The organism is Nocardioides pini (assembly GCF_026712185.1).
Lineage (GTDB): Bacteria > Actinomycetota > Actinomycetes > Propionibacteriales > Nocardioidaceae > Nocardioides > Nocardioides pini.
In genome coordinates this window covers 437,931-459,038 of record NZ_JAPPUX010000002.1, presented here as the reverse complement: position 1 = coordinate 459,038, position 21,108 = coordinate 437,931, and the positions used below count along the sequence as shown (strand labels likewise).

19 protein-coding genes are annotated in these 21,108 nt (G+C 72.2%); 10 read left to right on the top strand and 9 right to left on the bottom strand.

Annotation, left to right across the window (positions count from 1 at the left end):
- Positions 1-17: 17 nt before the first annotated feature.
- Together NYO98_RS08370 and NYO98_RS08365 are read left to right on the top strand one after the other, a co-directional pair.
- Positions 18-524: a nicotinamide-nucleotide amidohydrolase family protein gene (locus NYO98_RS08370; protein ID WP_268111133.1), complete on the top strand. Its 507-nt coding sequence runs from the start codon at positions 18-20 to the stop codon at positions 522-524.
- A 65-nt stretch (positions 525-589) separates the two neighbouring features.
- Positions 590-901: a helix-turn-helix domain-containing protein gene (locus NYO98_RS08365; protein ID WP_268111132.1), complete on the top strand. Its 312-nt coding sequence runs from the start codon at positions 590-592 to the stop codon at positions 899-901.
- Between the two features lie 36 nt (positions 902-937).
- Here NYO98_RS08365 and NYO98_RS08360 read toward each other — a convergent pair whose 3' ends face one another.
- On the bottom strand, positions 938-1,729 hold the full coding sequence (locus NYO98_RS08360) for a DNA-formamidopyrimidine glycosylase family protein (protein WP_268111131.1): 792 nt from the start codon (positions 1,727-1,729) through the stop codon (positions 938-940).
- A complete protein-coding gene (locus NYO98_RS08355) occupies positions 1,722-6,245 on the bottom strand; it encodes an ATP-dependent helicase (protein ID WP_268111130.1) in 4,524 nt (1,507 codons plus the stop codon). Before NYO98_RS08355 ends, NYO98_RS08360 begins: the two co-directional genes overlap by 8 nt.
- A 176-nt stretch (positions 6,246-6,421) precedes the next feature.
- On the opposite strand from NYO98_RS08355, the gene NYO98_RS08350 reads away from it, so the two are divergent.
- Both NYO98_RS08350 and NYO98_RS08345 read left to right on the top strand, forming a co-directional pair.
- Positions 6,422-6,646: a hypothetical protein gene (locus NYO98_RS08350; protein ID WP_268111129.1), complete on the top strand. Its 225-nt coding sequence runs from the start codon at positions 6,422-6,424 to the stop codon at positions 6,644-6,646.
- A 124-nt stretch (positions 6,647-6,770) separates the two neighbouring features.
- Positions 6,771-8,312 carry a M1 family metallopeptidase gene (locus tag NYO98_RS08345; protein WP_268111128.1) on the top strand — a complete coding sequence of 514 codons (1,542 nt, stop codon included), beginning with the start codon at positions 6,771-6,773 and terminating at the stop codon, positions 8,310-8,312.
- Positions 8,313-8,321: 9 nt separating this feature from the next.
- Here the strand turns inward: NYO98_RS08345 and NYO98_RS08340 are convergent, their stop codons facing one another.
- Both NYO98_RS08340 and NYO98_RS08335 read right to left on the bottom strand, forming a co-directional pair.
- Positions 8,322-8,675 carry a YciI family protein gene (locus NYO98_RS08340; RefSeq protein ID WP_268111127.1) on the bottom strand — a complete coding sequence of 118 codons (354 nt, stop codon included), beginning with the start codon at positions 8,673-8,675 and terminating at the stop codon, positions 8,322-8,324.
- Positions 8,676-8,771: 96 nt separating this feature from the next.
- Positions 8,772-9,458, bottom strand: a complete 687-nt coding sequence (locus tag NYO98_RS08335) for a 2'-5' RNA ligase family protein (RefSeq protein ID WP_268111126.1) — start codon at positions 9,456-9,458, stop codon at positions 8,772-8,774.
- A gap of 151 nt (positions 9,459-9,609) precedes the next feature.
- On the opposite strand from NYO98_RS08335, the gene NYO98_RS08330 reads away from it, so the two are divergent.
- Positions 9,610-9,885, top strand: coding sequence for a Fe-S cluster assembly protein HesB (locus NYO98_RS08330; RefSeq protein ID WP_268111125.1), 276 nt, complete (start codon positions 9,610-9,612; stop codon positions 9,883-9,885).
- A 132-nt stretch (positions 9,886-10,017) separates the two neighbouring features.
- Positions 10,018-10,815, top strand: a complete 798-nt coding sequence (locus tag NYO98_RS08325; protein WP_268111124.1) for an aldo/keto reductase — start codon at positions 10,018-10,020, stop codon at positions 10,813-10,815.
- A 96-nt stretch (positions 10,816-10,911) separates the two neighbouring features.
- Here the strand turns inward: NYO98_RS08325 and NYO98_RS08320 are convergent, their stop codons facing one another.
- Positions 10,912-12,390, bottom strand: coding sequence for a TRAP transporter substrate-binding protein (locus NYO98_RS08320; protein WP_268111123.1), 1,479 nt, complete (start codon positions 12,388-12,390; stop codon positions 10,912-10,914).
- A gap of 71 nt (positions 12,391-12,461) precedes the next feature.
- Entirely contained in the window at positions 12,462-13,898 is a 1,437-nt protein-coding gene (locus NYO98_RS08315) for a TRAP transporter substrate-binding protein (protein WP_268111122.1), read from the bottom strand.
- A gap of 107 nt (positions 13,899-14,005) precedes the next feature.
- On the opposite strand from NYO98_RS08315, the gene NYO98_RS08310 reads away from it, so the two are divergent.
- Positions 14,006-15,766 carry a sensor histidine kinase gene (locus NYO98_RS08310; RefSeq protein ID WP_268111121.1) on the top strand — a complete coding sequence of 587 codons (1,761 nt, stop codon included), beginning with the start codon at positions 14,006-14,008 and terminating at the stop codon, positions 15,764-15,766.
- Complete coding sequence (locus NYO98_RS08305) at positions 15,763-16,431, top strand: response regulator transcription factor (protein WP_268111120.1); 669 nt, start codon at positions 15,763-15,765, stop codon at positions 16,429-16,431. Before NYO98_RS08310 ends, NYO98_RS08305 begins: the two co-directional genes overlap by 4 nt.
- 400 nt (positions 16,432-16,831) lie before the next feature.
- Here NYO98_RS08305 and NYO98_RS08300 read toward each other — a convergent pair whose 3' ends face one another.
- Together NYO98_RS08300 and NYO98_RS08295 are read right to left on the bottom strand one after the other, a co-directional pair.
- On the bottom strand, positions 16,832-18,112 hold the full coding sequence (locus tag NYO98_RS08300) for an RNA polymerase sigma factor (RefSeq protein ID WP_268111119.1): 1,281 nt from the start codon (positions 18,110-18,112) through the stop codon (positions 16,832-16,834).
- A gap of 34 nt (positions 18,113-18,146) precedes the next feature.
- Complete coding sequence (locus NYO98_RS08295) at positions 18,147-18,509, bottom strand: YciI family protein (RefSeq protein WP_268111118.1); 363 nt, start codon at positions 18,507-18,509, stop codon at positions 18,147-18,149.
- 171 nt (positions 18,510-18,680) lie between these two features.
- On the opposite strand from NYO98_RS08295, the gene NYO98_RS08290 reads away from it, so the two are divergent.
- Both NYO98_RS08290 and NYO98_RS08285 read left to right on the top strand, forming a co-directional pair.
- Positions 18,681-19,835, top strand: a complete 1,155-nt coding sequence (locus NYO98_RS08290; RefSeq protein WP_268111117.1) for a PQQ-dependent sugar dehydrogenase — start codon at positions 18,681-18,683, stop codon at positions 19,833-19,835.
- 63 nt (positions 19,836-19,898) lie between these two features.
- Positions 19,899-20,273 (top strand): SdpI family protein, encoded by a 375-nt coding sequence (locus NYO98_RS08285; protein ID WP_268111116.1) that lies wholly within the window; start codon positions 19,899-19,901, stop codon positions 20,271-20,273.
- A gap of 15 nt (positions 20,274-20,288) precedes the next feature.
- Here the strand turns inward: NYO98_RS08285 and NYO98_RS08280 are convergent, their stop codons facing one another.
- Positions 20,289-21,044: a YqjF family protein gene (locus NYO98_RS08280; protein WP_268111114.1), complete on the bottom strand. Its 756-nt coding sequence runs from the start codon at positions 21,042-21,044 to the stop codon at positions 20,289-20,291.
- Positions 21,045-21,108 lie beyond the last annotated feature (64 nt).

The following is a 21,108-nucleotide window of genomic DNA, read 5'->3' as shown; positions in this document are numbered from 1 at the left end:
CGGCTAGTGTCGCCGACATGTGGTCAGCCGAGCCGGACGCCTCGGTGGCGGCGCGCGTCCTCGAGCTCCTGGCCGGTCGCGGCGAGACACTCGCGACGGCCGAGTCGCTGACGGGAGGCCTGTTGTCGGCCCGGCTCACCGACGTGCCCGGTGCTTCGCGCAGCTTCGTCGGCGGCGTGGTGTCGTACGCCACCCGCGTGAAGGGGTCGGCGCTCGGCGTGCCGCCCGCGGTGGTGCAGGAGCACGGCGTGGTCTCCGAGGAGTGCGCGCTTGCCATGGCGAGCGGTGTTCGCGACCGCCTCGAGGCGTCCTGGGGCGTGGCGACGACCGGGGTCGCCGGACCGGACCTGCAGGACGGCCTGCCGGTGGGGACGGTGTGGGTGGCGGTCGCCCTCCCGCACGGTGGCGCCGAGGCACGACGGCTGTCGCTGAGCGGGGGCCGCGCCGCGATCCGGGCGGCGGCGTGCGAGGCGGCGTTGGCCCTGCTGGCCGATCTGGTGCCGGATTCCCGACGGGAAGAATGAGCACTCAGGTAGCGTTGGGCCACACGACCCCACCTCTCGATCCATCCTCGACCAAGGAGTCGCGCATGATCCTCTTCCGACGACTGCTCGGTGACGTCCTGCGCGGTGCGCGGATGCAGCGGGGAATGACCCTGCGGGAGCTGTCGGCGGAGGCTCGGGTCAGCCTGGGCTACATCTCCGAGATCGAGCGCGGGCAGAAGGAGGCCTCGTCCGAGCTCCTGGCGTCGTTGTGCCAGGCGATGGACCTCCCGCTCTCCGACGTGCTGCGTGACGTGGCCGACGCCGTGTCGATCGAGGAGGCCGCCGTGGGCCTGGTCGTGAGCACCCCGATCGGCGCTGCCCGACCGGCCGGCGACGTCGTCGCCTCGGCCGCCTGAGCCGCCTGACCCTCCCGACGGTCGTGCGGTCGGTGCTCAGCGCTGGGGCTGGCAGCTGGGACACCAGTAGGCCGCGCGCTCGCGCCCGGGCTCACCGAGCATGGTGACCGCGATCGGCGTGCGGCACCGACGGCACGGCGACTTGTCGCGGCGGTAGACCCACATCCGCTCTCGCTCGCGGAGGTCACCGGTGGTGGTCTGGATCGCGCGCTCCTTGTTGACCTCGAGCATCTGCCTGCCGCGCCGCACGAGCCGGGGGAGCTGGTCGACGGTGGCGACGGCGCTGGCCGGGTGGACGCCCATGGTGAAGCACAGCTCGGTCATGTACATGTTGCCGATGCCGGCGAGGTTGCGCTGGTCGAGCAGCGCCTGCCCGATGGGCCGGTCGGGCTCGCTGCGCAGGTTGGCGAGCGCCCTCTCCTCGTCCCAGTCGGGCCCGAGGAGGTCGGGCCCGAGGTGGGCGACGAGGTCGGCCTCCTGCTCCCGCGGCACGAGCTCGACGATGCCGAGCTGGAAGCCGACGGCCTTGCGCCCCGCGATGCCGAGCACGAGCCGTACCTGGGTGTCGGGACGACGCCACCGCTCGCCGTCGGGGTAGACGTGCCAGGACCCCTCCATCTTGAGGTGCGTGTGGATGGTCCAGGCGCGCTCGTGGTCGACCCGGGTGAGGAGGTGCTTGCCGCGGGACAGCGTGCGGATGACGGTGCCCTCGCGGAGGTCGACGGTGGCGAAGGCGGGCACGCGGAAGTCGGTGAGGGTGAGGCGGTGGCCCGTGAGGGCGCGGTCCAGCTTGGCGGCCGCGCGGTAGACGGTGTCTCCCTCAGGCACGCAGCCTCAACCCCTTGGGCGTCGCCAGGAAGCCGGCCGCCGTGAGGGCGAGGCGGATGGGCGTGTCGCCGCCGCTGCCGATCAGCGCCTGGCCGTCGGCCTTCTCGACGGTGAGCCGCCCGAGCGCCCCGCGGCGGGCCGCGTCGGCGAGCGCCGCCATCGCCGGCGTCAGCACGTCGAGGTCGTCGCTCCAGGTGAGGAGCGTGCGTCCACCGCGCTCGACGTAGACGGTGAGTGCGCCGTCGACCAGGACCACCAGTGCGCCCGCCTTGCGGCCCGGCCGGTGGCCGGTGCGCTCGGGATCGCCGGCGTCGGGCCAGGGGAGCGCGGCGCCGAAGACGTTGGCGGGGTCGGTGGCGGCGAGCGCGACGACCGAGGGCTTCGTGCCGGGCTTGGCGCTGTCGGGCTCGGCGAAGGTGCGCAGCCGGTCGATCGCCCCGGCGCTGCCGAACTGGGCGGCCCCGACGCCCTCGATGAAGTAGCCGCGCCGGCAGCGGCCGGTGTCCTCGAAGGCGCTGAGCACCTTGTAGACCCCGGCGAAACCGCCCGCGACCCGCTCGCTCACCACGGCGCCGCGGGTGACGACGCCGTGGCGCTCGAGCAGGTGCTCGGCGCGGGCGTGGGCCCGGCGCGTGGGGTCGTCGTCGCGGTCGGGCAGGAGTGCCCACCGGCCGGCCGTCTCCGGCGGGCCGGTGCGCACGGGCATGCGCCCGCCGGTCGTGCGCCCGAGCCGCGGCGGCGTGCGGCGGGTGCGGTGGGAGGGGGTGCCGCTGCGGACCAGGGCTCGCAACGGCGCGAGGGTGTCGTTGGTGACCAGGCCCTTCCAGACCAGCTCCCACAGCGCGCTGCTGAGCTCGGCGTCGGACGTCGGCCCCACGCGGTCCGCGAGCTGGCGGAAGAACCACGCACCGCCGGGGTCGAGCGCGTCGAGCACGGCGCGCTGGAGGCCGTCGGGCTCGTCGCCCTCGACCTCGGGCAGGGTCAGGTGGGCCTGGTCGGCGAGGTGCAGGCTGACCCACCCGTCGCTGCCGGGGAGCGGCGCGTGGCCGGTCCAGATGACCTCGCCGGAGGCCGTGAGCTCGTCGAGCATCGACGGCTCGTAGTCGCGGACGCGAGCGGCGAGCACCAGCGGCTCGAGGGCGCTCGCGGGCACGGGGCACCCGGCGAGCTGGTCGATGGCGGCGACCACGCCGTCGACGCCGCGCAGGGAGCCACCGACGCGCTGCCAGGCGGGGAGGAACCGGGCGACCGCATCGTGGCTGACGGGCTCGATCTCCTGCCGCAGGCGGGCGAGCGAGCGCCGTCGCAGCTTGCGCAGCACCTCGGCGTCGCACCACTCGGTGCCGGAGCCGGACGGGCGGAACTCCCCGTCGAGCACCCGGCCGCGGTGCGCGAGCCGCTGCAGGGTCTGTCGGGCGACGGCCTCGCCGAGGCCCAGCCGGGACGCCACCTCGGCGGTCGTGAACGGGCCGTGGCTGCGCGCGTAGCGGGAGACGAGGTCACCGAGGGGGTCCTCGGGCAGCTGGAGGAACGCGTCGGGGGTGCCGACGGGGACGGGTACGCCGAGGCCGTCGCGCAACCGGCCGATGTCCTCGATCGCCGCCCACCGGTCGTCGCCGGCCATCCGCACCGGGGCGACCCGGCGGTCGAGGGTGGCCAGCCACGCCTCGACGTCGGCGCCCTCGACCGAGCGATCCCGGATCTCCTGCACGGTGAGCGGGCCCACCAGGCGGAGCAGGTCGGCGACGGCCTCGGCGTCACGAGCGCGACGGTCCGGCGCGAGCCACTGCAGCTCGGCCTCGACCTCGGTGAGCACCTCGGGGTCGAGCAGCTCGCGCAGCTCGGCCCGGCCGAGCAGCTCGGCCAACAGGCCCTGGTCGAGAGACAGCGCCGCGGCGCGCCGCTCGGCGATCGGGGAGTCGCCCTCGTAGACGAACTGGGCGACGTAGCCGAACAGCAGGCTGCGGGCGAACGGGCTGGGCTGCGTGGTGGCGACGTCGACGACGGTGACCTCGCGGCGCTGCACACGACCGAGCAGCGTGACCAGCGCCGGCAGGTCGTACACGTCCTGCAGGCACTCGCGGACGGCCTCGAGCACGATGGGGAAGGCGGGGTACTGGGACGCGACCTCGAGGAGCTGCGCGCTGCGCTGGCGCTGCTGCCACAGCGGGCTGCGACGTCCCGGGTCGCGGCGGGGGAGCAGCAGGGCGCGCGCCGCGCACTCGCGGAAGCGGCTGGCGAACAGCGCGGACCCGCCCACCTCCTGGGTGACGAGCTGTTCGATCTCGTCAGCCTCGAAGACGATGACCTCGCCCGTCGGTGGCTCGGCGTCGGTGTCGGGGATGCGGATGACGATGCCGTCGTCGGACGCGACGGCCTGCCCGTCGACGTCGAAGCGCTCCCGCAGGCGGGCGTTGATCGCCAGTGCCCACGGCGCGTGCACGGGGGTGCCGTAGGGGGAGTGGACCACCAGGCGCCAGTCGCCCAGCTCGTCGCGGAACCGCTCGACCACGATCTGGGTGTCGTTGGGGACGACCTGGGTGGCCTCGCGCTGCTCGCCGAGGTAGGTGACCAGGTTGGTCGCGGCGTTGATGTCGAGGCCGCGCTCGCGGACGCTGTCGATGGCCTTGGCGGCGGGCTTGGCGGCGAGCTCGCGGGTGAACGCACCGACGGCCGCCCCGAGCTCGGCGGGGCGCCCGAGGGCGTCGCCCTTCCAGAACGGCAGGCGACCGGGGATGCCCGGCGCGGGGGTCACCAACACCCGATCGTGGGTGATGTCCTCGATCCGCCAGCTGGTGGCGCCGAGGGCGAAGATGTCGCCGACGCGGGACTCGTAGACCATCTCCTCGTCGAGCTCGCCCACGCGGCTCGCCTTCTCGCCGACGAGGAAGACCCCGAAGAGGCCGCGGTCGGGGATGGTGCCGCCGCTGGTGACGGCGAGCCGCTGGGCGCCGGGCCGGCCGCTGAGTCGGCCGGTGACGCGGTCCCAGACGATGCGGGGGCGCAGCTCGGCGAACTCGTCGCTCGGGTAGCGGCCACTGAGCAGGTCGAGGGTCGCGTCGAAGGCGGAACGGGGCAGCTGGGTGTAGGAGGCGGCCCGGGTGACGAGTGAGAACAGCTCGTCGACCTGCCACTCCTCCATGGCGAGCGCTGCCACGACCTGCTGGGCCAGGACGTCGAGGGGGTTGGCCGGGACCGCCATCTTCTCGATGGCACCCGAGCGCATCCGCTCGACCGACACGGCCGTCTGCGCGAGGTCGCCGCGGTGCTTGGGGAACAGCACCCCGCGGCTCACCTCTCCCACCTGGTGGCCGGCCCGGCCGACGCGCTGGAGCGCGCTCGCGACGCTGGGCGGGGACTCGATCTGGATGACCAGGTCGACCGAGCCCATGTCGATGCCGAGCTCGAGGCTGCTGGTCGCCACGACGCAGGGGAGGCGACCCCGCTTGAGGTCGTCCTCGATGACGGCCCGCTGCTCCTTGGAGACCGACCCGTGGTGCGCCTTGGCGATGACTGCCTCGGCCCCGCTGCTCTGTCCCGACTGGGCCATCACCTGGGCGGGCGGACCGCCGGGCGTCTCCGCGTCGCCGGCCTGGGCGGCCGCCCGCTCGGTCGCGATCTCGTTGAGCCGGGCGGTGAGCCGCTCGGCGAGGCGCCGGGAGTTGGCGAAGACGATGGTCGAGCGGTGCTGCTCGACGAGGTCGACGACGTGCTCCTCGACGTGGGGCCAGATGCTCGTCGCGCGGCCGGGGTCGCCGGAGTCCTCGTCGTACTGCTCCGGCATGGTCATGTCCTCGACGGGCACGACCACGCGCAGGTCCCACTCCTTGGTGCTGGGCGGGGCGACGACCTCGACGGGCTGGGTGCCACCGAGGAAGCGGGCGACCTCCTCGAGGGGGCGGACGGTCGCGCTGAGCCCGATGCGCTGGGCCGGTCGATCGAGCAGGTGGTCGAGGCGCTCGAGGCTGATGCCGAGGTGGGCGCCGCGCTTCGTGCCGGCGACCGCGTGGACCTCGTCGATGATGACGGTGTCGACGCCCCGGAGGGTCTCGCGCGCCTGGCTGGTCAGCATGAGGAACAGCGACTCGGGCGTCGTGATGAGGATGTCGGGAGGTGTGGTGCCGAGCCTGCGTCGCTCGGCGGGGCTCGTGTCTCCCGAGCGCAGCCCGACGGTGACGTCGGGGACCGTCGTCTCGAGCCGCTCGGCGGTGTTGCGGATGCCGGTGAGCGGGGCCCGCAGGTTGCGCTCCACGTCGACGCCGAGTGCCTTGAGCGGGGAGATGTAGAGCACGCGCGTGCGCGTCGACTTGTCGTCGGGCCTCTCGGTGCTCAGGAGCCGGTCGATGGCGTGGAGGAAGGCGCTGAGCGTCTTGCCGCTGCCGGTGGGGGCGACGACGAGGGCGTTGCGGCCGGCGGCGATGGCGTCCCAAGCGCCCTCCTGAGCCGGGGTGGGATGGGCGAAGGACGCCTCGAACCACGCGCGCGTGGGCGCGCTGAAGCGGTCGAGGGCGGTCATGCCCCGCAGTCTTGCACCGAGGTCCGACAACGGCCCCGCCCCGAGGGCTGGGTGCTTCGTCCGTCGCGACACGTGGTTGCCACGAGATCTTCCCGTGGGGTCGGTCGCTGCCACCAAATCGGGCATGTTCGAGCGGGATGCACGAAATCGGCCACCCGCGCGTGCATCCTGATGAGATGACAGCGGTGATGCTCGACGAGACGGCCACGGTGATCCGTGAGCTGAGTCGCGCCGCCGAGGCCTTCGCGGAGCGCGCGCAGGAGCAGGAGGCCTGCCGGGACCGCGCCCGTCCCGGCACTGCCGTGCAGCACCGACACGCCCACTCCGCCACGCTCTGGCGGGCGGCCGAGTCGAGCCTGCGTGTGCGCATCAGCGAGCTCGCGGCCGCCTCGGGCGCGTGAGCGGCCGCTGACGCGGCGGCTCCCCCGCCGGCGACACTTCCTCAACTTGGGAGACGCCCCGCGCGACGTCGCGCGCGTACCGTCACGGACAGGGTGCCGCGCCCGGGACACGGAGGGTCGAGCCATGGGTTCTCGCGCCAGGATCAGCCGGATGATCGCCGCGGCGGGTCTCGTCGCCACCGTCCTGGCTCCGTCGGGCGCAGGCGCTGCTCCCGCGGAGCACGGCGAGCGCGCGCCGGGCGGCCCACGGTTCACCGCGGGCGCGGACGGCGTCGGCGACCCCTACTTCCCCCACGCGGGCAACGGTGGCTACGACGTCTCCCACTACGACCTCGACATCGACTACGAGCCGCCGGCAGCGACGGTCCCGCCGACGCCCCTCGCCCAGGTCCGCGGCCACCTCGACGGTGTGGCGACGATCGACCTCGTCGCGCGCCAGGACCTCGACCGGTTCAATCTCGACCTCCGCGGCATGTCGGTGTCGTCCCTCACGGTCAACGGCAAGCGCGCCACGGGCATCGAGCCGCCCGCGGACGGGGCGGAGGTCGAGGGGGCGGCGTACTGGCAGGTGCAGAACGATGCGGACCGACGCTGGGAGCTCACGGTGCAGCCGCGGCCCAAGCTCAAGGCCGGTCAGTCCGCCCGGGTGGTCGTCACCTACGGCGGCGACACCACGCGCCCGACCGACGTCGAGGGTGCCCTCTACGGCTGGGTCACCACGCGCGACGGGGCCATGGTCGTCAGCGAGCCCGAGGGGTCCATGACCTGGTACCCCGTCAACGACCACCCGACGGACAAGGCGACCTACAGCTTCGAGATCACGGTGCCGGCGGGCAAGACCGCCGTGGCCAACGGCCTGCCGGCCGGGGACCCGGTGACGGCTGGTGGGCGGACCACCTGGTCGTGGGAGGCCCCCGACGAGCAGGCCAGCTACCTCACCACCGCCTCGGTCGGCGACTTCGTCCAGCGTCCGGTCGCGACGTCCACGAGCGGGGTGCCGATCCTCGACTTCGTCGACAGCAAGATCGCCGGCAACGCGCTGGCCACGACGAACGCCAGCCTGGCGCTGCAGCCGCGCATGATCGACTTCTTCGAGTCCCGGTTCGGCGCCTACCCGTTCACCTCCTTCGGCTCCATCGTCGACAACGACAGCGTGGGCTACGCGCTGGAGACGCAGACCCGACCGGTGTACTCCGGCTCCGCCGGGCAGGGCACGGTCGCGCACGAGCTGGCGCACCAGTGGCTCGGCAACGCGGTGAGCCCCCACGCGTGGCGTCACATCTGGCTCAACGAGGGCTGGGCGACCTACGCGGCGTGGTTGTGGGCCGAGGAGAACGGCGGCACCACGGCCCAGCGGGCCTTCGACAACTGGTACGCGCCGGCCCGCACGCCGGCGTACTGGGCCCTGCCGATCGACGACCCGGGGCCGCTCGGGCTCTTCGCGTCCCAGGTCTACAACCGGGGGGCCGCGACGCTCCACGCGCTGCGCGCCAAGGTGGGTGACGAGGTGTTCTTCGCTGCGACGCGCGAGTGGCTGCGGAGGTACGACGACTCGACCGGGACCACCGACGACTTCATCGCCGTCTTCGAGGAGGCGTCGGGCCAGGACCTCACCGCGTTCTTCGACATCTGGCTGTCCGCCCCGGAGAAGCCCACCGGCTGGTAGCGAGCTCGCTCAGTCGGCCTCGACCGGACGGATCTCCACCACCGGGTGGGCGCGGGTCAGCACCTGCGCCGCCTCGACGAGGGCGTCGTGGTCGTCGCACGTGACGAGGTAGAAGCCCGACATCTGCTCGGCGGTCTCGGCGTACGGGCCGTCGGTGATCAGAGGCCCCTCCGGGCCGCTGCGCAGCGTCCGCGTCTCGCTGCTGGGGCGCAGCGCCGCACCCCCGGTGATGGCACCTCCGTGCGTGCGCAGCAGCCGGGCGAACTCGGCGTCGGCGTCGTAGGTGGCCTGGTGGTCGGCGTCGGTGCCGCGCTGCCACGCGGCCTCATCGTCGGCGGGGAACAGGAGGACGTACTCGCTCATGGGTTCTTCCTCTCGGGTGTCGTCACCACCATGACGGACGCCACGAGCACGGATCGACAGCCCCCGATCTCGGCAACGGCCGCCGTCCGGCAGGTCTCACCCGTTCGGGTCCGGCGCCGGCTCGCCGGCCCCGTGCGCCAGCGCGATGCGCGCGACCTCGGCGTACGTCGTCGCGCCAGCGGCGAACGAGGTGCGGACCAGGGTGACGTGGGCGGGCGACCAGTGCGCGCCGTCGTGGGGGACCTCCGTCCCGGCGATGCCCGTGAGGCCGACGAGCCCGCCGTCGACGTCGGAGCCCTCCGGTGCCCCGATCGAGCCGAGGGCGAGCTCGCTGCGGAAGCCGCGCCGGTCGAGGAAGAACCGCTGCTGGCGCGCGACCTCGTTGACGTTGCGGTGGATGTCGCGCAGCGCGTCGACGTCGCCGTCGAGGTCGGCCGTGACCACGTGGGGCTCGGCCTCGGTCACCCGGAGCCGGCCGACGTGGAGCACGGGCGCAGGCCAGGTGCCGGCCGCCGAGCCCAGGGCGTCGGCGAGCGTGCCGGCGTCGCTGCCCGTGACGTTGCCGAACGTGGCCAGCCGCACGAACACGGCCTCGGGTGTGGTGGGGCGCAGGGTCGGTGCCGCGACGGGGGGCGCGGCGTCCCGCCGCCCCCGGAGGCGGCCCAGGAGCCCGCGACGCGGCTCGTCGGTGGCGGCCTCCGGGGTCGAGCACAACCGGTGCGCCGCCTCCAGGACGTCGCGGACGACCTCCGGTGGCGGGACGACCACGGCGAGCAGCTGCATCGTTGGCCTCCTTCGGCGGCGAGGACGGGCTCACCCTAGTCAGCCGGGCGCGACCGCGGTCGGGGAGGAGACGCCCGGACAGCCGGTTTGCATGCGCGCCGGGTACGAGCAATGGTGAGGGGGACACATTCTCCCCACGGAAGGAGAGCCAGTGCTTGCTCTCACCGAGAACGTGACCGACATCGTCAAGCAGCTCGCCGACGAGGTGCCTGAGATCTCCGCGCTCCGCATCGCCACGGAGGCCGACGGACAGTCCCTGTCCGTGAGCCCCGCCGGCCACGCCGAGGCCGATGACCAGGTCATCGAGCAGGACGGCGCGACCGTCTACGTCGACGGACCCGCCTCGGAGCTCCTCGCCGACAAGGTGCTGGACGGCGGCGTGGACGAGGACGGCAACATCCAGTTCGCGCTGGGCCAGCAGGCCTGAGCCGACACCGACTGGCGGAGTCCTGGGCCCATGGGGGTCCAGGACTCCGCTGCGTCTCGAGGGCGTCTCGCGGCCGCGGTCGCGGTCCGCTCTCGAGACCCGTTCCTTGGGCCGGGTGACAGCATCGGGGAGGTGACCGACCGCGACCTGCAGCTCCCCGACCAGACCCTGACGCTGACGAACGGGACGAGCATCCCGCTGCTCGGCTTCGGCACGTGGCAGATCACCGGCGACGACGCCGTGCGGGCGACCGCCGCCGCGTTGGAGGCCGGCTACCGGCATCTCGACACCGCGACGGTGTACGGCAACGAGGCCGAGGTGGGTCGAGCGCTCGCCGAGAGCGGCGTCGCGCGCGAGGACGTCTTCGTGACGACCAAGTGCCCGCCCGGCCGCGCCGGCCGCGAGCTCGACACGCTGCGCGAGAGCCTCGACCTGCTGGGCACGGACCACGTCGACCTCTGGCTGATCCACTGGTCGGGAAGGGGGTCGACGAACGTCGACATGTGGCGCGCGTTCGTGGAGGCCCGCGAGCAGGGGCTCGCCCGCGAGATCGGCGTGAGCAACTTCGACGCCGCGCTCATCGACGAGGTCACCGACGCGACCGGCGTACGGCCGGCGATCGACCAGGTCGAGTGGAGCCCGCTCCTCTTCGACGCGGCCACGCTGCGGGAGCACCGCGAGCGTGGCGTCGCGGTCGAGGGATACAGCGCCCTGCGCGGCGGCACGCTCGACCACCCCGAGATCGTCGCGATCGCCGGGCGGCTCGACCGCACGCCCGCGCAGGTCATCATCCGCTGGCACCTCCAGCACGAGGTCGTCGTGATCCCGAAGTCGGTGCATCCCGAGCGCATCCGGTCCAACGCCGACGTCGGAGGCTTCGTCCTGGGGGACGAGGACATGGCCGCGCTCGACGCCCTGGGTGGCCGCTGAGCCAGTTCGGTCATCACGCGACCGATCAGGACGTCAGGGGCACCCTTCTGGAGGACTTGCAGCGGGCCCAGCCCAGGCTGGGTCCGCGTCTGCTCCTCAGCCGCCGACCCGCTGCCAGTGGTCGAAGTGGACCTTGGCCATCAGCGCCCAGTCGCCGCCTTCGTGGCTGTTCACGCCAGTGAACTCGAGAGAGCCGTCTGGCAGGACGTCAAAGGTCGTCTCGACGTTCTGTCCCGGCTCGTGGCCCCAGTACCAGACCATGTTGTCCCCCCTGACCGTGAAGTCTCCCAAGCTCCTGTCCTGGGTCCCCTTGTTCGGGCCCTTTGTGTAGACCTGGTCGAGGGTCCACGTGCCGTCCTCGAGGTGTGCGGTGTACTTCCCGACCCCGTTCTCGAGCACCTCAGGGTCGTCGACCCCAGCGTTTCGGGCAGCCGCCGCGGTGACGATGAACGTGTAGTCGCCATTGAGGGCGGCTGCAGCCTCGGCGTCGGTCGAGTTGCCGCAGGTGGTCAGCGACTCCTCGGGCTTGATGTCGGCCACCGCGCGGGTGATCTGCTCGACGATCGGTCCCTGCACCTCGTCGGCCGCCATGGCGTCGCGCACAGGTTGTGTCGCCTTGTACATGGCCCGGTACTGCGTCGAGCTGGCCGCCTGGATCTTGCCGCCTTCGTCGCAGAAGGTGCGGGCCGCCTCGTCATCGGTCGGCATGGTGTCCAGCACCCAGTCGCGGGTGTCGTCGGCAGCCTGCCCCAGCGCCCTGCGTTGCCCCTCGGTGAGACGTTCCTCGGCTTCTGCGTTGGCGACCAGCACGTTGATCTTCGGGAAGAAGACCACGTTGGCGGTCGCTGTCCCGGCGGGCGCAGCGCTGTACTGCGACTCCGCCCCACGCTGGGTGGCGGGGTCCGGTGAGCCGGCGGTGGTCATGGCGTCCAGCGCGCGGAACATGTCCCTGGTGGCCCGGGAGTACGGCGCGCGGATCAGCCCGCCCGCGTAGTCGCGCGGCTCGTTGAGCGGCGAGGCGAAGCCGAACGGGTGACGCAACCCCTCCGGCCACATGTCCAGACCCACGACACCTACCTCGGGAAGGCCGGCTAGCAGGTCATCCTGCATCGGATCGGTGACCACCTCTGCCACGGCTTCGTCGCTGGTGATCAGGAGGGGAGCTTGAAGGGGAGAGAGTGTGCGAACGCCGACGCTGTCCCAGGCCCGGGAAGCCACTACAGCAAGGTCCAAGTCACCGGCAATGACCTTCCGAGCCATCGCGGTCTCGAACCTTGTTGTGGAGCCTGCGGCCTGGTAGAGCGGCGTGATGGTGATCGTGCCGTCGGTCAGCTCCTCCACCCGCTTGGCGAACCAGCGGATCTGGTCCGCGGACGGCGCATCCTCGGCGTCCCCGGTGCCGAGCTGGAGCTCGACCGGCTGAGGTGCTGCCTTCACGGCCGGGGTCGCTCGGCCCTCGGAGGAGGGGTTGCTCTGCGGGTCCGTCGACGAGCCGTCGGGATCCGTCGAGCAAGCGGTCAGGGTGGCGGCCACCGCTACGAGGAGGCCGAGCTTGCGGTGCCAGGTTGCGTCCATGTGGCGAAAGTAGGAGTCGGGCAGCGGATGTCGAATCGGAACGACGACCCGTCATCACGTGCGAAATTTCCCTAGTCGGAAAGGTCGCCGATCTTGCGCCAGGGTTGACCGAAGAACGCCTCGGTCGGCTCCTGCAGCTCGGGGATGTTGTCGCGCAGGTCCCGGAAGCGCAGCGATCCGTCCTCACCGATCTCGACCTTGCCGGTGATGACCTCGTCAGGACCCCAGAAGAAGGTGACCGACCGGTCTTCGTAGGTGTAGAGACCCTCCTGCTCGCTGTCGGACAGGTAGTGGTCGGCCTCGACGACGTGGTGCCACGAGCCGTTTTCCAGGGTCCAGGTGATGCGACCGGTGCTCTCCCGGATGACGTCAGGGTCGGTCGCTCCGGCCTCGGCCATGTCCTGGCGGGTCACCCGGGTGACGTAGATCCCGTCGAGCGCCTTGGTGTCGTCATCGGCGGGAGCAGCGGAGCCGGACTCGTCGACGGGGCAGCCGCTGAGCGACTCCGGCTCGGGGACCGCAGCCACGACCGCCTCGACCTCGTCGATGAGGCGCGCGGTCTCGGGGTCCTGCTCCAGATCGCCCCGGATCTGCTGACCCACCCCCTTGAAGGCCGCAAGGTCAGCCGGACTCGCGGCGACGATCTCGCCGCCTCGCGCACAGAAGTCGCGCGCCCACTCCTCGTCATCGGGGAAGCTTTGCAACTGCTCTCTCCGGGTTGCCGAAGCCGCATCCAGGAGGATCTGCCACTGAGCGGGTTGCAGACGCGAGCGCAGGTCGCCGTTGGCGACGAGGCTCTCTACCTTCGGAAACATCACCGCGTTCCCGGTCGCGAGGATCACGGTTCCCGCACCGTCGAATCCTGACTCAAGTCCTCGCTGGTTGAGCGGCGATCGCTCGGTCTGCACCACGTGTGCGCCCATCGCTTCCAGGTATGCGGTGACCGTCCTCGAGGTCGGGCTGCGGATCTTCTGGTCCGCCAGGTCCGCGGGGCGGAGCAGCGGTTCCTCGTAACCGAAGAGCCTCCGCATGTCGCCCGGCCAGAGGTCGAGGCCTACCACTCCCGCGGCCGGGAGGTCCGCCATGAGCTCGTCCCGCAGGTCGGACCGAAGGACGGCGCGCATGGCGGCGTCGCTCGAGATCAGGAACGGCGTGTTCAACGCCCGCAGACTGTTGACGCCCAGTACGTCCCATGCCCGGCTGGGGACCAATCCGAGGTCGTAGGTGCCGTCCGCGACCGACTCGCCGACCACTTGGTCCCAATCCTCGACGCCCTCGGGCGTCAGGTCCCAGACCGGGTCGATGCGGATGGTCCCGGACGAAAGACGATGCACCTCGTTGATGAAGTACTGAACAGCCGGGCCACTAGGGTCCTCGGGCTCGTCGGGGGTGACGACGGTCAGTACCAGGCTCGGGCCATCGACAGACTCCGCGCAGCCGACCAGCAACGGCGTCGCGGTCAGCAGGCAGCCGAGCAGGGTCATGGTCGTCCGGCGCCACTCTGGCATGACCTCGACCGTAGGTTGTTCCGCCGACCTTGTCGTCCGAAATGCACGCAGGTTGCCTTCAGAGTCTTCCCGAGGCGGCATCGGTGTCGCTGCGCCATGATGGGGAGGTGACCATCACGGACACGCGCCTGCGCGTGGTGGGTCCGCTGACCCTCGCGGCCGCCGCGCTGGTCGCCAACCTGCTCGCGATGAGCCTGCTACGGGCCGCGGCTCCGTACCTCGAGCTGCGCGACCTGCTGTCGATGCCGGTCACGGGACTCGCGTACGGTGCCGCCGCCGGATTCCTGGCCTCGGGTGTCCGGCCCACCAAGGTCTGGGCATTGCTGACGGTGTCTCTCGGCCTGGCTGCCCCCGCGCTGTCGCTGGGCCTGGCCCAGGACTCCTGGTCCTGGGTGGCTCTGGGTTCTCTCGGGTCGTTCGTGGTGCCCGCCGTCGGCTGGATCTGCCTGTCGACCCTGCGCGGCGCCGAGCCAGGAGCCGAGGAGCGCCGGCTGATTCTGGCCGCGGCTACCGTCACGTCGTTGATTGCGGTCATCCGCACGGCCACGCTCGATCCGGCCGCGTTCGGTTGGTGTCAGTGCGTGGACAATCCTCTCGCGGTCACCGGAGACGCGGACATCTATCTCGCGATCGAGCCCTGGCTCACGGTCGGACACCTGGCGGCTGTCGCCATGGTGCTCCTCGCGGTCGCGGTCGGTGCGTGGCATCGACCGGGTCGTCGCGCGGTCCACGAGTACGTCCTCGTGACAGGATCGGCGGTGGCGATCGGGGGTTGGGTGTTCGCCGACGGAGCGCTTCTCGCCGGGGCGCCGACGCTCACCGCGGACCCGGTCGTTGCGGCGGGGCTGGTCGCCGTGCTCGGTGTGCACGTGACTGGCTCGGTGCGCCGCCGGCCGAGCCGGGCGCACGTGGCGGACCTCCTTCTCGCGGCACGGGAGCGCAGCACCCCCGGTCGGCTGCGGGAACTGGTGGCCCGCGCGGTTGGGGACCCGTCGGCGACGGTCTACTGGTGGGACCCGAGCACCCAGACGTATGTCGACCACCTCGGTCGCGAGTCCGACGCGGACGTGGCGAACGCTCTCGAGTCGCACGTCCTCGAGGTCGAGTCGGAGCAGCGACCCATCGCGCGAGTAGTGACCGAACGCGTCTTGGTGCGCGACGCCGGCATCCTCCAACCGGTCGCCGAGGCCCTGCGTTTGTCGCGCGAGAACGAACGGCTTCAAGCCGAGCTCGCAGAGAGCCTGCTGCAGGTGCGCGAGTCGCGGTCGCGGATCGTGCGGGCCTCGGACGATGCTCGACGCCGAATAGAGCGCGATCTCCACGACGGCGCCCAGCAGCTCCTGATCTCTACGGGCGCCAAGCTCAACCTTGCGACCACCCGGGTCGATGCCACACGGGATCCAGAGCTGGCGGAGACGCTCGCGGACGCGTCCGACGAGCTGGGCCGCGCCCTGGAGGAGCTGAGAGCGCTCGCCCGCGGCATCACGCCGACGGCGCTCGTTCATGGTTCGCTGCCAGATGCGCTCGAGGACCTGGCCCTGCGCTGCCCTGTGCCGTCCCGACTCCATGTCGAGGGTGGAGGGAAGGTGAACCCTGAGGTGGCTGCGACCGCCTACTTCGTCGTGGCTGAGTGTCTTGTCAACGTCGCGAAGCACGCGCAGGCGTCGTCGGCGTGGGTGCGCGTGGTGCTGGGAGACCCCCTACGCGTTGCCGTGCGCGACGACGGGGCAGGTGGCGCTGACTTCAAGCGCGGCTCGGGGCTCCGGGGGCTGATCGACCGGGTCGCCGCGCAGGGCGGCAGCCTTGACGTCGTCACTTCGACGGGTGGCACGACGGTGAGCGCCACTTTTCCGAACGGGTCGACGTGACTGCCGACCACCCCCGCGTTCTCCTCGCCGATGACGCCGTGCTGGTGCGCGAGGGCGTCGCCCAGCTGCTCCGGGTCGGCGGCTGCGAGGTCCTCGCGACCTTCGATGACTCTGATGGTGTGTCCGCAGCCCTGGCGTCCTACGACCCGGTCGACGTGCTCGTGCTCGACATTCGGATGCCACCGACGCACACCGACGAAGGGCTCGCCCTCCTGGAGGGGCTGCGGGCCGCCGGCGTGACCGCAGGTGTGCTTCTGCTGTCCATGTATGCCAGTCCGACCCTCGCGCTTCGGGCGCTGTCTGCCGGCGGCGCGACCGGGTACCTGTTGAAGGACCGGATCCGCGACGGAGGAACGCTGGTGGACGCCGTCCGCACGATTGCACGTGGCGGCACCGTCGTTGACCCGGAGGTTGTGGCTTTGCTGCTCCAGGCGTCCGCGAGCACGTCGCGCCTCGATGAGTTGAGTACGCGCGAGAAGGAGGTGCTCAGCCTCATGGCCGAGGGACGTTCGAACACGGGCATCGCCAAGCACCTGCACCTGGCAGTGAAAACCGTCGACAGTCACGTTGACCACCTGATGACGAAGATGGGTCTGGAGTCCAGCGCGGACGAGCATCGACGGGTGCTTGCCGTGCTTGAGCTACTCCGAGCCCGCGAAACCTAGGGGAGAGAGGGTTCCACCGAAAGGTGGTGGAAGCGCTGGCAGGTAGATCCGTCTCCCAGCCGACCACGACCTGCAGTTCGCCATCGCGGCATCGGCGCACGTCCGCAAGCGCCTATGCGGGGTCGTCCGCACACCCGGGCCGCCGCCGGAGCTCAGCGCGAAGGCTCCGCGTCAGCTGCCACGACCCGATGACCAGGAAGGCAGCGGCCACGATCTTTGCAGCGGGGTCGAAAGTCCCACGAGACGGCGCCGAGCACGTATGCCAGGAAGAGCAGCGCCAGCCCGGTCACGATGGAGTACCAGCCATCGCTCAGCAGCCCCGCGTCATGAGACACGAGGCGGCGGCACCCAGGGACGGGTCGGGTCCGGCGCTGCTCCATGAGCCCGAGTCCCGACGGCCTCACCGTCCGAGCGCCTTGTTCTCCTCCGCCCGCCGGCGCAGCACGCGCCGCTCGCCCTCGTTGCGGGTGAGGGCGGCCGCCTCGTCGAACGACGACGCGGCGGCGGCGTGACGTCCGGCCCGCTCGAGGAGGTCGCCCCGCACGCTGGGCAGCAACGGGGAGGCGCCGAGCCCGGACGGGAACACGGCGTCGAGCACCGCGAGCCCCGCTGCCGCACCGTGCGCGCGACCGTGGGCCACCGCCCGGTTCACCTCGACGACGGGGCCGGGCGCGGCCTGCGCCAGGACGTCGTACAACGAGGCGATGCGACCCCAGTCCGTGTCCTCGGCGCGGGACGCGGCAGCGTGCTCGGCGGCGATGGAGGCCTGGAGGAAGTAGCGCCCGACGGGCCTGCCGCCTGCGGCGAGACGGGAGGCGGCGCCGAGGGCCGCGAGGCCGCGCCGGATCGACAGCTCGTCCCACAGGGTGCGGTCCTGGGCCTCGAGCAGCACGGGGGTGCCGTCGGGGGAGAGGCGGGCCGCGGTCCGCGATCCCTGCAGCTCCAGCAGCGCCTGCAGGCCGAGCACCTCGGGTTCGTCGGGGGCCAGGTCGGCGAGCATGCGGGCCAGCCGGGTCGCCTCGGCCGCCAGGTCGGGACGCATCCAGTCATCGCCCGCGGTGGCGGCGTAGCCCTCGTTGAAGATCAGGTAGACGACGGCCATCACGTCGTCGAGCCGCGCGGTCCGCTCCTCACCCGTCGGCAGCTCGAGCTCGGCCCGCGCGGTGGCGAGCGTCCTCTTCGCCCGCGAGATGCGTTGGGCCATCGTGGACTCGCTGGTGAGGAACCCGCGGGCGATCTCGGCCGTGGTGAGGCCGCCGACCAGCCGGAGCGTGAGCGCGGCACGCGACTCCGGGCTCAGGGCGGGGTGGCAGGAGAGGAAGACCAGCCGCAGGACGTCGTCCTCGATGTGGTCGACCTGGTCGTCGAGGTCGGGCACCCGTGCCTCCTCCCCGCCCTCGGCGTGCTCGAGCTCGGCGACCTTGCGTCGCAGCGTGTCGGCGCGCCGGAAGTGGTCGACGCCGCGGCGCTTGGCGGTCGTCATCAGCCAGGCCGCCGGGTTGTCGGGGACGCCCGACACCGGCCACTGCTCCAGCGCGGCGACGAGCGCGTCCTGCGCGAGGTCCTCGGCCAGGTCGACGTCGCGCGTCATCCGGGCCAGGGCGCCGACGAGGCGGGCCGACTCGGCCCGCCACGTGGCGATCACGACCCCTGACGGGTCGTCGTACGTCCCTGCCGGCACGCCGCCAGCGTAGTGAGGCGGCGTGCGGTCGGCGTCAGTCGCCGGGAGCCTCGGGTCCGTCGGACACCTGGCGCAGCGTCGCGACGACGGTGACGTCGGGCCAGTGCTTGGCGTGCAGCTCGGCGAAGAGCTGCTGGTCGGCCACGGCCTCCTCGAGGCTGTCGTACTGCATCAGCGACCAGCCGCCGACCACCTCCTTGCCCTCGGCGTAGGGCCCGTCGACGCGGGTGACCTGGCCCGTGCGGACGACGAAGTTGACGGCGTCCTCGGTGCCGTAGAGGCCGCCCCCGTCGAGGAACGAGCCGTTGGCGGCACGCTCGCCGATGAAGACGTCCATCGCGTCGAACAGCGACTGCGGCGGCATCCCGATGCCCTCTTCCATCCTGACGAATCCCATGAAACGCGGCATTGTGATCGCTCCTCCTGTGGTGCGGTGGGTGTGTTCTCGCACGTACGTCGAACGGGTGCGGCGCGGCTCGACATCGGTGTCGCACATTTCTGGCGTCATGTCCGAGGTCATCCAACTCCTGGCCACGCCGCGCTTGCCACCCCCGCGCACCATGGACCCATGAAGTCCCTCGCCCCGGCGCTCGCCGGCCTGCTGGCCGTGCTGGCCACCGCCTGCTCCGGGGACACCGCGGCCTCGGGGTCCCTCGGTCCCGCGACGAAGGAGGGGGACGACGGCTGGCCGTTCGCCGTCGAGGAGCTCGACCGCCTCGACGAGCCGTGGGCCATGGCGTTCCTCCCCGGCACCGGCGACCTGCTGATCACCGAGCGCAGCGGCACGCTCCACCTGCGCGACGCGGGGACCGGCGACCGGGTGGAGGTCGCGGGCGTGCCCGAGGTGGTGGACGCCGGGCAGGGTGGACTCGGTGACGTCCTGCCGGCGCCGTCGTACGAGCAGGACGGGCTGGTCTACCTGAGCTGGGTCGAGGCGGGCGAGGGCGGCACGGGAGCCGTCGTGGGTCGCGCGGTGCTCGAGACCGGCGGGGAGGAACCGCGGCTCGACGACCTCGAGGTGATCTGGCGCCAGACGCCGAAGGTCGCCGGTGACGGCCACTTCAGCCACCGCCTCGCCTTCTCGCCCGACGGCGAGCATCTCTTCGTCACCTCGGGCGACCGCCAGCTCGGCGACCCCGCCCAGGACACCACCAACACGCTCGGCACGATCGTGCGGCTCACCCCCGACGGCGCGCCCGCTCCCGGCAACCCGCTCGCCGACCGCGGCGGGGTCAGCGCCGAGATCTGGAGCTGGGGCCACCGCAACCCGCTCGGCCTCGAGCACGCGCCCGACGGCACGTTGTGGTCCTCGGAGATGGGCCCCCAGGGCGGCGACGAGCTCAACGTGATCGAGGCCGGGTCGAACTACGGCTGGCCCGAGGTCTCCGACGGGAGCGACTACGACGACAGCGACATCCCCGACCACGCCGACGGTGACGGTTTCGCCGCCCCCGCGATGTCGTGGAACCCGAGCATCTCGCCGGGCAGCCTGATGGTCTACGGCGGCGACCTCTTCGGCGACTGGCAGGGCGACGCGTTCCTCGGGGCGCTGTCGGGGGAGGCGCTGGTCCGCGTGGACCTCGAGGGCCGGACCGCGGGCGAGGCGGAGGTCTTTGACATGGGTGCGCGGATCCGCGCCGTCGAGGAGGGCCCCGACGGCGCGATCTGGGTGCTCGAGGACGAGGGTGCCGGACGGCTGCTGCGGCTGACGCCGGCCGGGTGAGCGCGTTGCGGGGTGGGACCGACGCTAGGGTCGGTGCCACCAGATCTTCGGGGGGAGACGGGCATGGACGCCGTGCAGGTTCTGCTGCTGGCCATCATGATGCCGATCGCGGCGGCATCGCTCCTGCAGTACGTCATGACGCGGCTGGGTGGGACGGACGGGGTGGGTCCGAACGGGCTCGTCGGGATCAGGACGAGGGCGACGCTCGCCTCAGACGGGGCGTGGCGCGCAGGGCACGAGGCGGCGCAGCCCTGGCTGCTCGCTGCTGCTGTCCTCGGCGCCGCGCTCGGGGTGCCGCTCGTGGTCTGGCGCATCGTGGCGGGCCCTGACCTCCCGCTCGGCTCCACCGTCGCGTGTGCCGTCGCGACCGCGGCCGTCCTGACGTGCTTCGCCACCGGCATCGCTCGTGCCCAGCACGCGGCGCGCCGGTGGTCCTGAACCCCGGGTGCGGGGTCAGGACCTCCGTGGTCGTCGGGCGTCGCCCGGGAGGCCGAACTCCGTACGCACGCCGGGGCTCCAGGCGATGTGGTCGGGTGGTCGCGAGGCGAGGTCGCTTAACCCGACCGACCTCATCAGCTCGTCCTCGAGGTCGATGACCTCCGCGTCGTGCACAGGCCACGGCTCGTGCCGGTTGGGCACGTGGAGGGTGCGGCCCCACCAGTGGGTGTGCAGCCCCCACCGCGCGCTGACGAAGTGGTCGAGCTCCGTGGGCTCGCGCGCCGCGCCCACGCGTACGACGACGTGGCTCGACGCACGCGGTCCGGGAGCACGCAGGCGCGCGTCGTAGGTGTGGACGTCTCCGTCGCGGCGGTGACGCATCCGTGCCCACCGGTAGGGCAGGCCCAGGGCGGCGCGCGCTCCCGCCACCACGGCCGCCCGGTCGGTGTCCAGGCTCAGGAAGACGATGCCGCGCCGGCCGGTCGCGTCGACGGAGTAGAGGCGCACGTTGGTCTCGAGGAACGTCCCGAGCCACGGCACCGCGGGTCCGCGCCCGAAGCCGGCACCGACCATGCGGAACGGGATCAGGCCGACGTAGGTCCGGCCGTCGAGCACGTCGGGCCGCACCCCGGGCGGCATGAGGCCCGCCACCTCGTCCGGGTCGACCGCCCAGTGCAGGAACGTCAGGTCGCACCAGCGCTGGCTCACCACGACGGTGCGCGTCATCGCCGGCGCGTCCGGCGACACGGGCTCCACGGCGGGGGCGTCCACGGCGCCAGCCTAGGCATCCGGGCCATGCGTGCCGGCTGTCCACAGATCGCCGCACCGCGGTTTC

Bases quoted from the DNA above. Each gene is read 5' to 3' on its own strand.
- NYO98_RS08345 (WP_268111128.1), top strand. From the start codon at position 6,771: ATGGGTTCTCGCGCCAGGATCAGCCGGATGATCGCCGCGGCGGGTCTC.
- NYO98_RS08295 (WP_268111118.1), bottom strand. From the start codon at position 18,509: ATGGGATTCGTCAGGATGGAAGAGGGCATCGGGATGCCGCCGCAGTCG.
- NYO98_RS08335 (WP_268111126.1), bottom strand. From the start codon at position 9,458: ATGCAGCTGCTCGCCGTGGTCGTCCCGCCACCGGAGGTCGTCCGCGAC.
- NYO98_RS08315 (WP_268111122.1), bottom strand. From the start codon at position 13,898: ATGCCAGAGTGGCGCCGGACGACCATGACCCTGCTCGGCTGCCTGCTG.
- NYO98_RS08320 (WP_268111123.1), bottom strand. From the start codon at position 12,390: ATGGACGCAACCTGGCACCGCAAGCTCGGCCTCCTCGTAGCGGTGGCC.
- NYO98_RS08365 (WP_268111132.1), top strand. From the start codon at position 590: ATGATCCTCTTCCGACGACTGCTCGGTGACGTCCTGCGCGGTGCGCGG.
- NYO98_RS08290 (WP_268111117.1), top strand. From the start codon at position 18,681: ATGAAGTCCCTCGCCCCGGCGCTCGCCGGCCTGCTGGCCGTGCTGGCC.
- NYO98_RS08350 (WP_268111129.1), top strand. From the start codon at position 6,422: ATGACAGCGGTGATGCTCGACGAGACGGCCACGGTGATCCGTGAGCTG.
- NYO98_RS08340 (WP_268111127.1), bottom strand. From the start codon at position 8,675: ATGAGCGAGTACGTCCTCCTGTTCCCCGCCGACGATGAGGCCGCGTGG.
- NYO98_RS08370 (WP_268111133.1), top strand. From the start codon at position 18: ATGTGGTCAGCCGAGCCGGACGCCTCGGTGGCGGCGCGCGTCCTCGAG.
- NYO98_RS08355 (WP_268111130.1), bottom strand. From the start codon at position 6,245: ATGACCGCCCTCGACCGCTTCAGCGCGCCCACGCGCGCGTGGTTCGAG.
- NYO98_RS08285 (WP_268111116.1), top strand. From the start codon at position 19,899: ATGGACGCCGTGCAGGTTCTGCTGCTGGCCATCATGATGCCGATCGCG.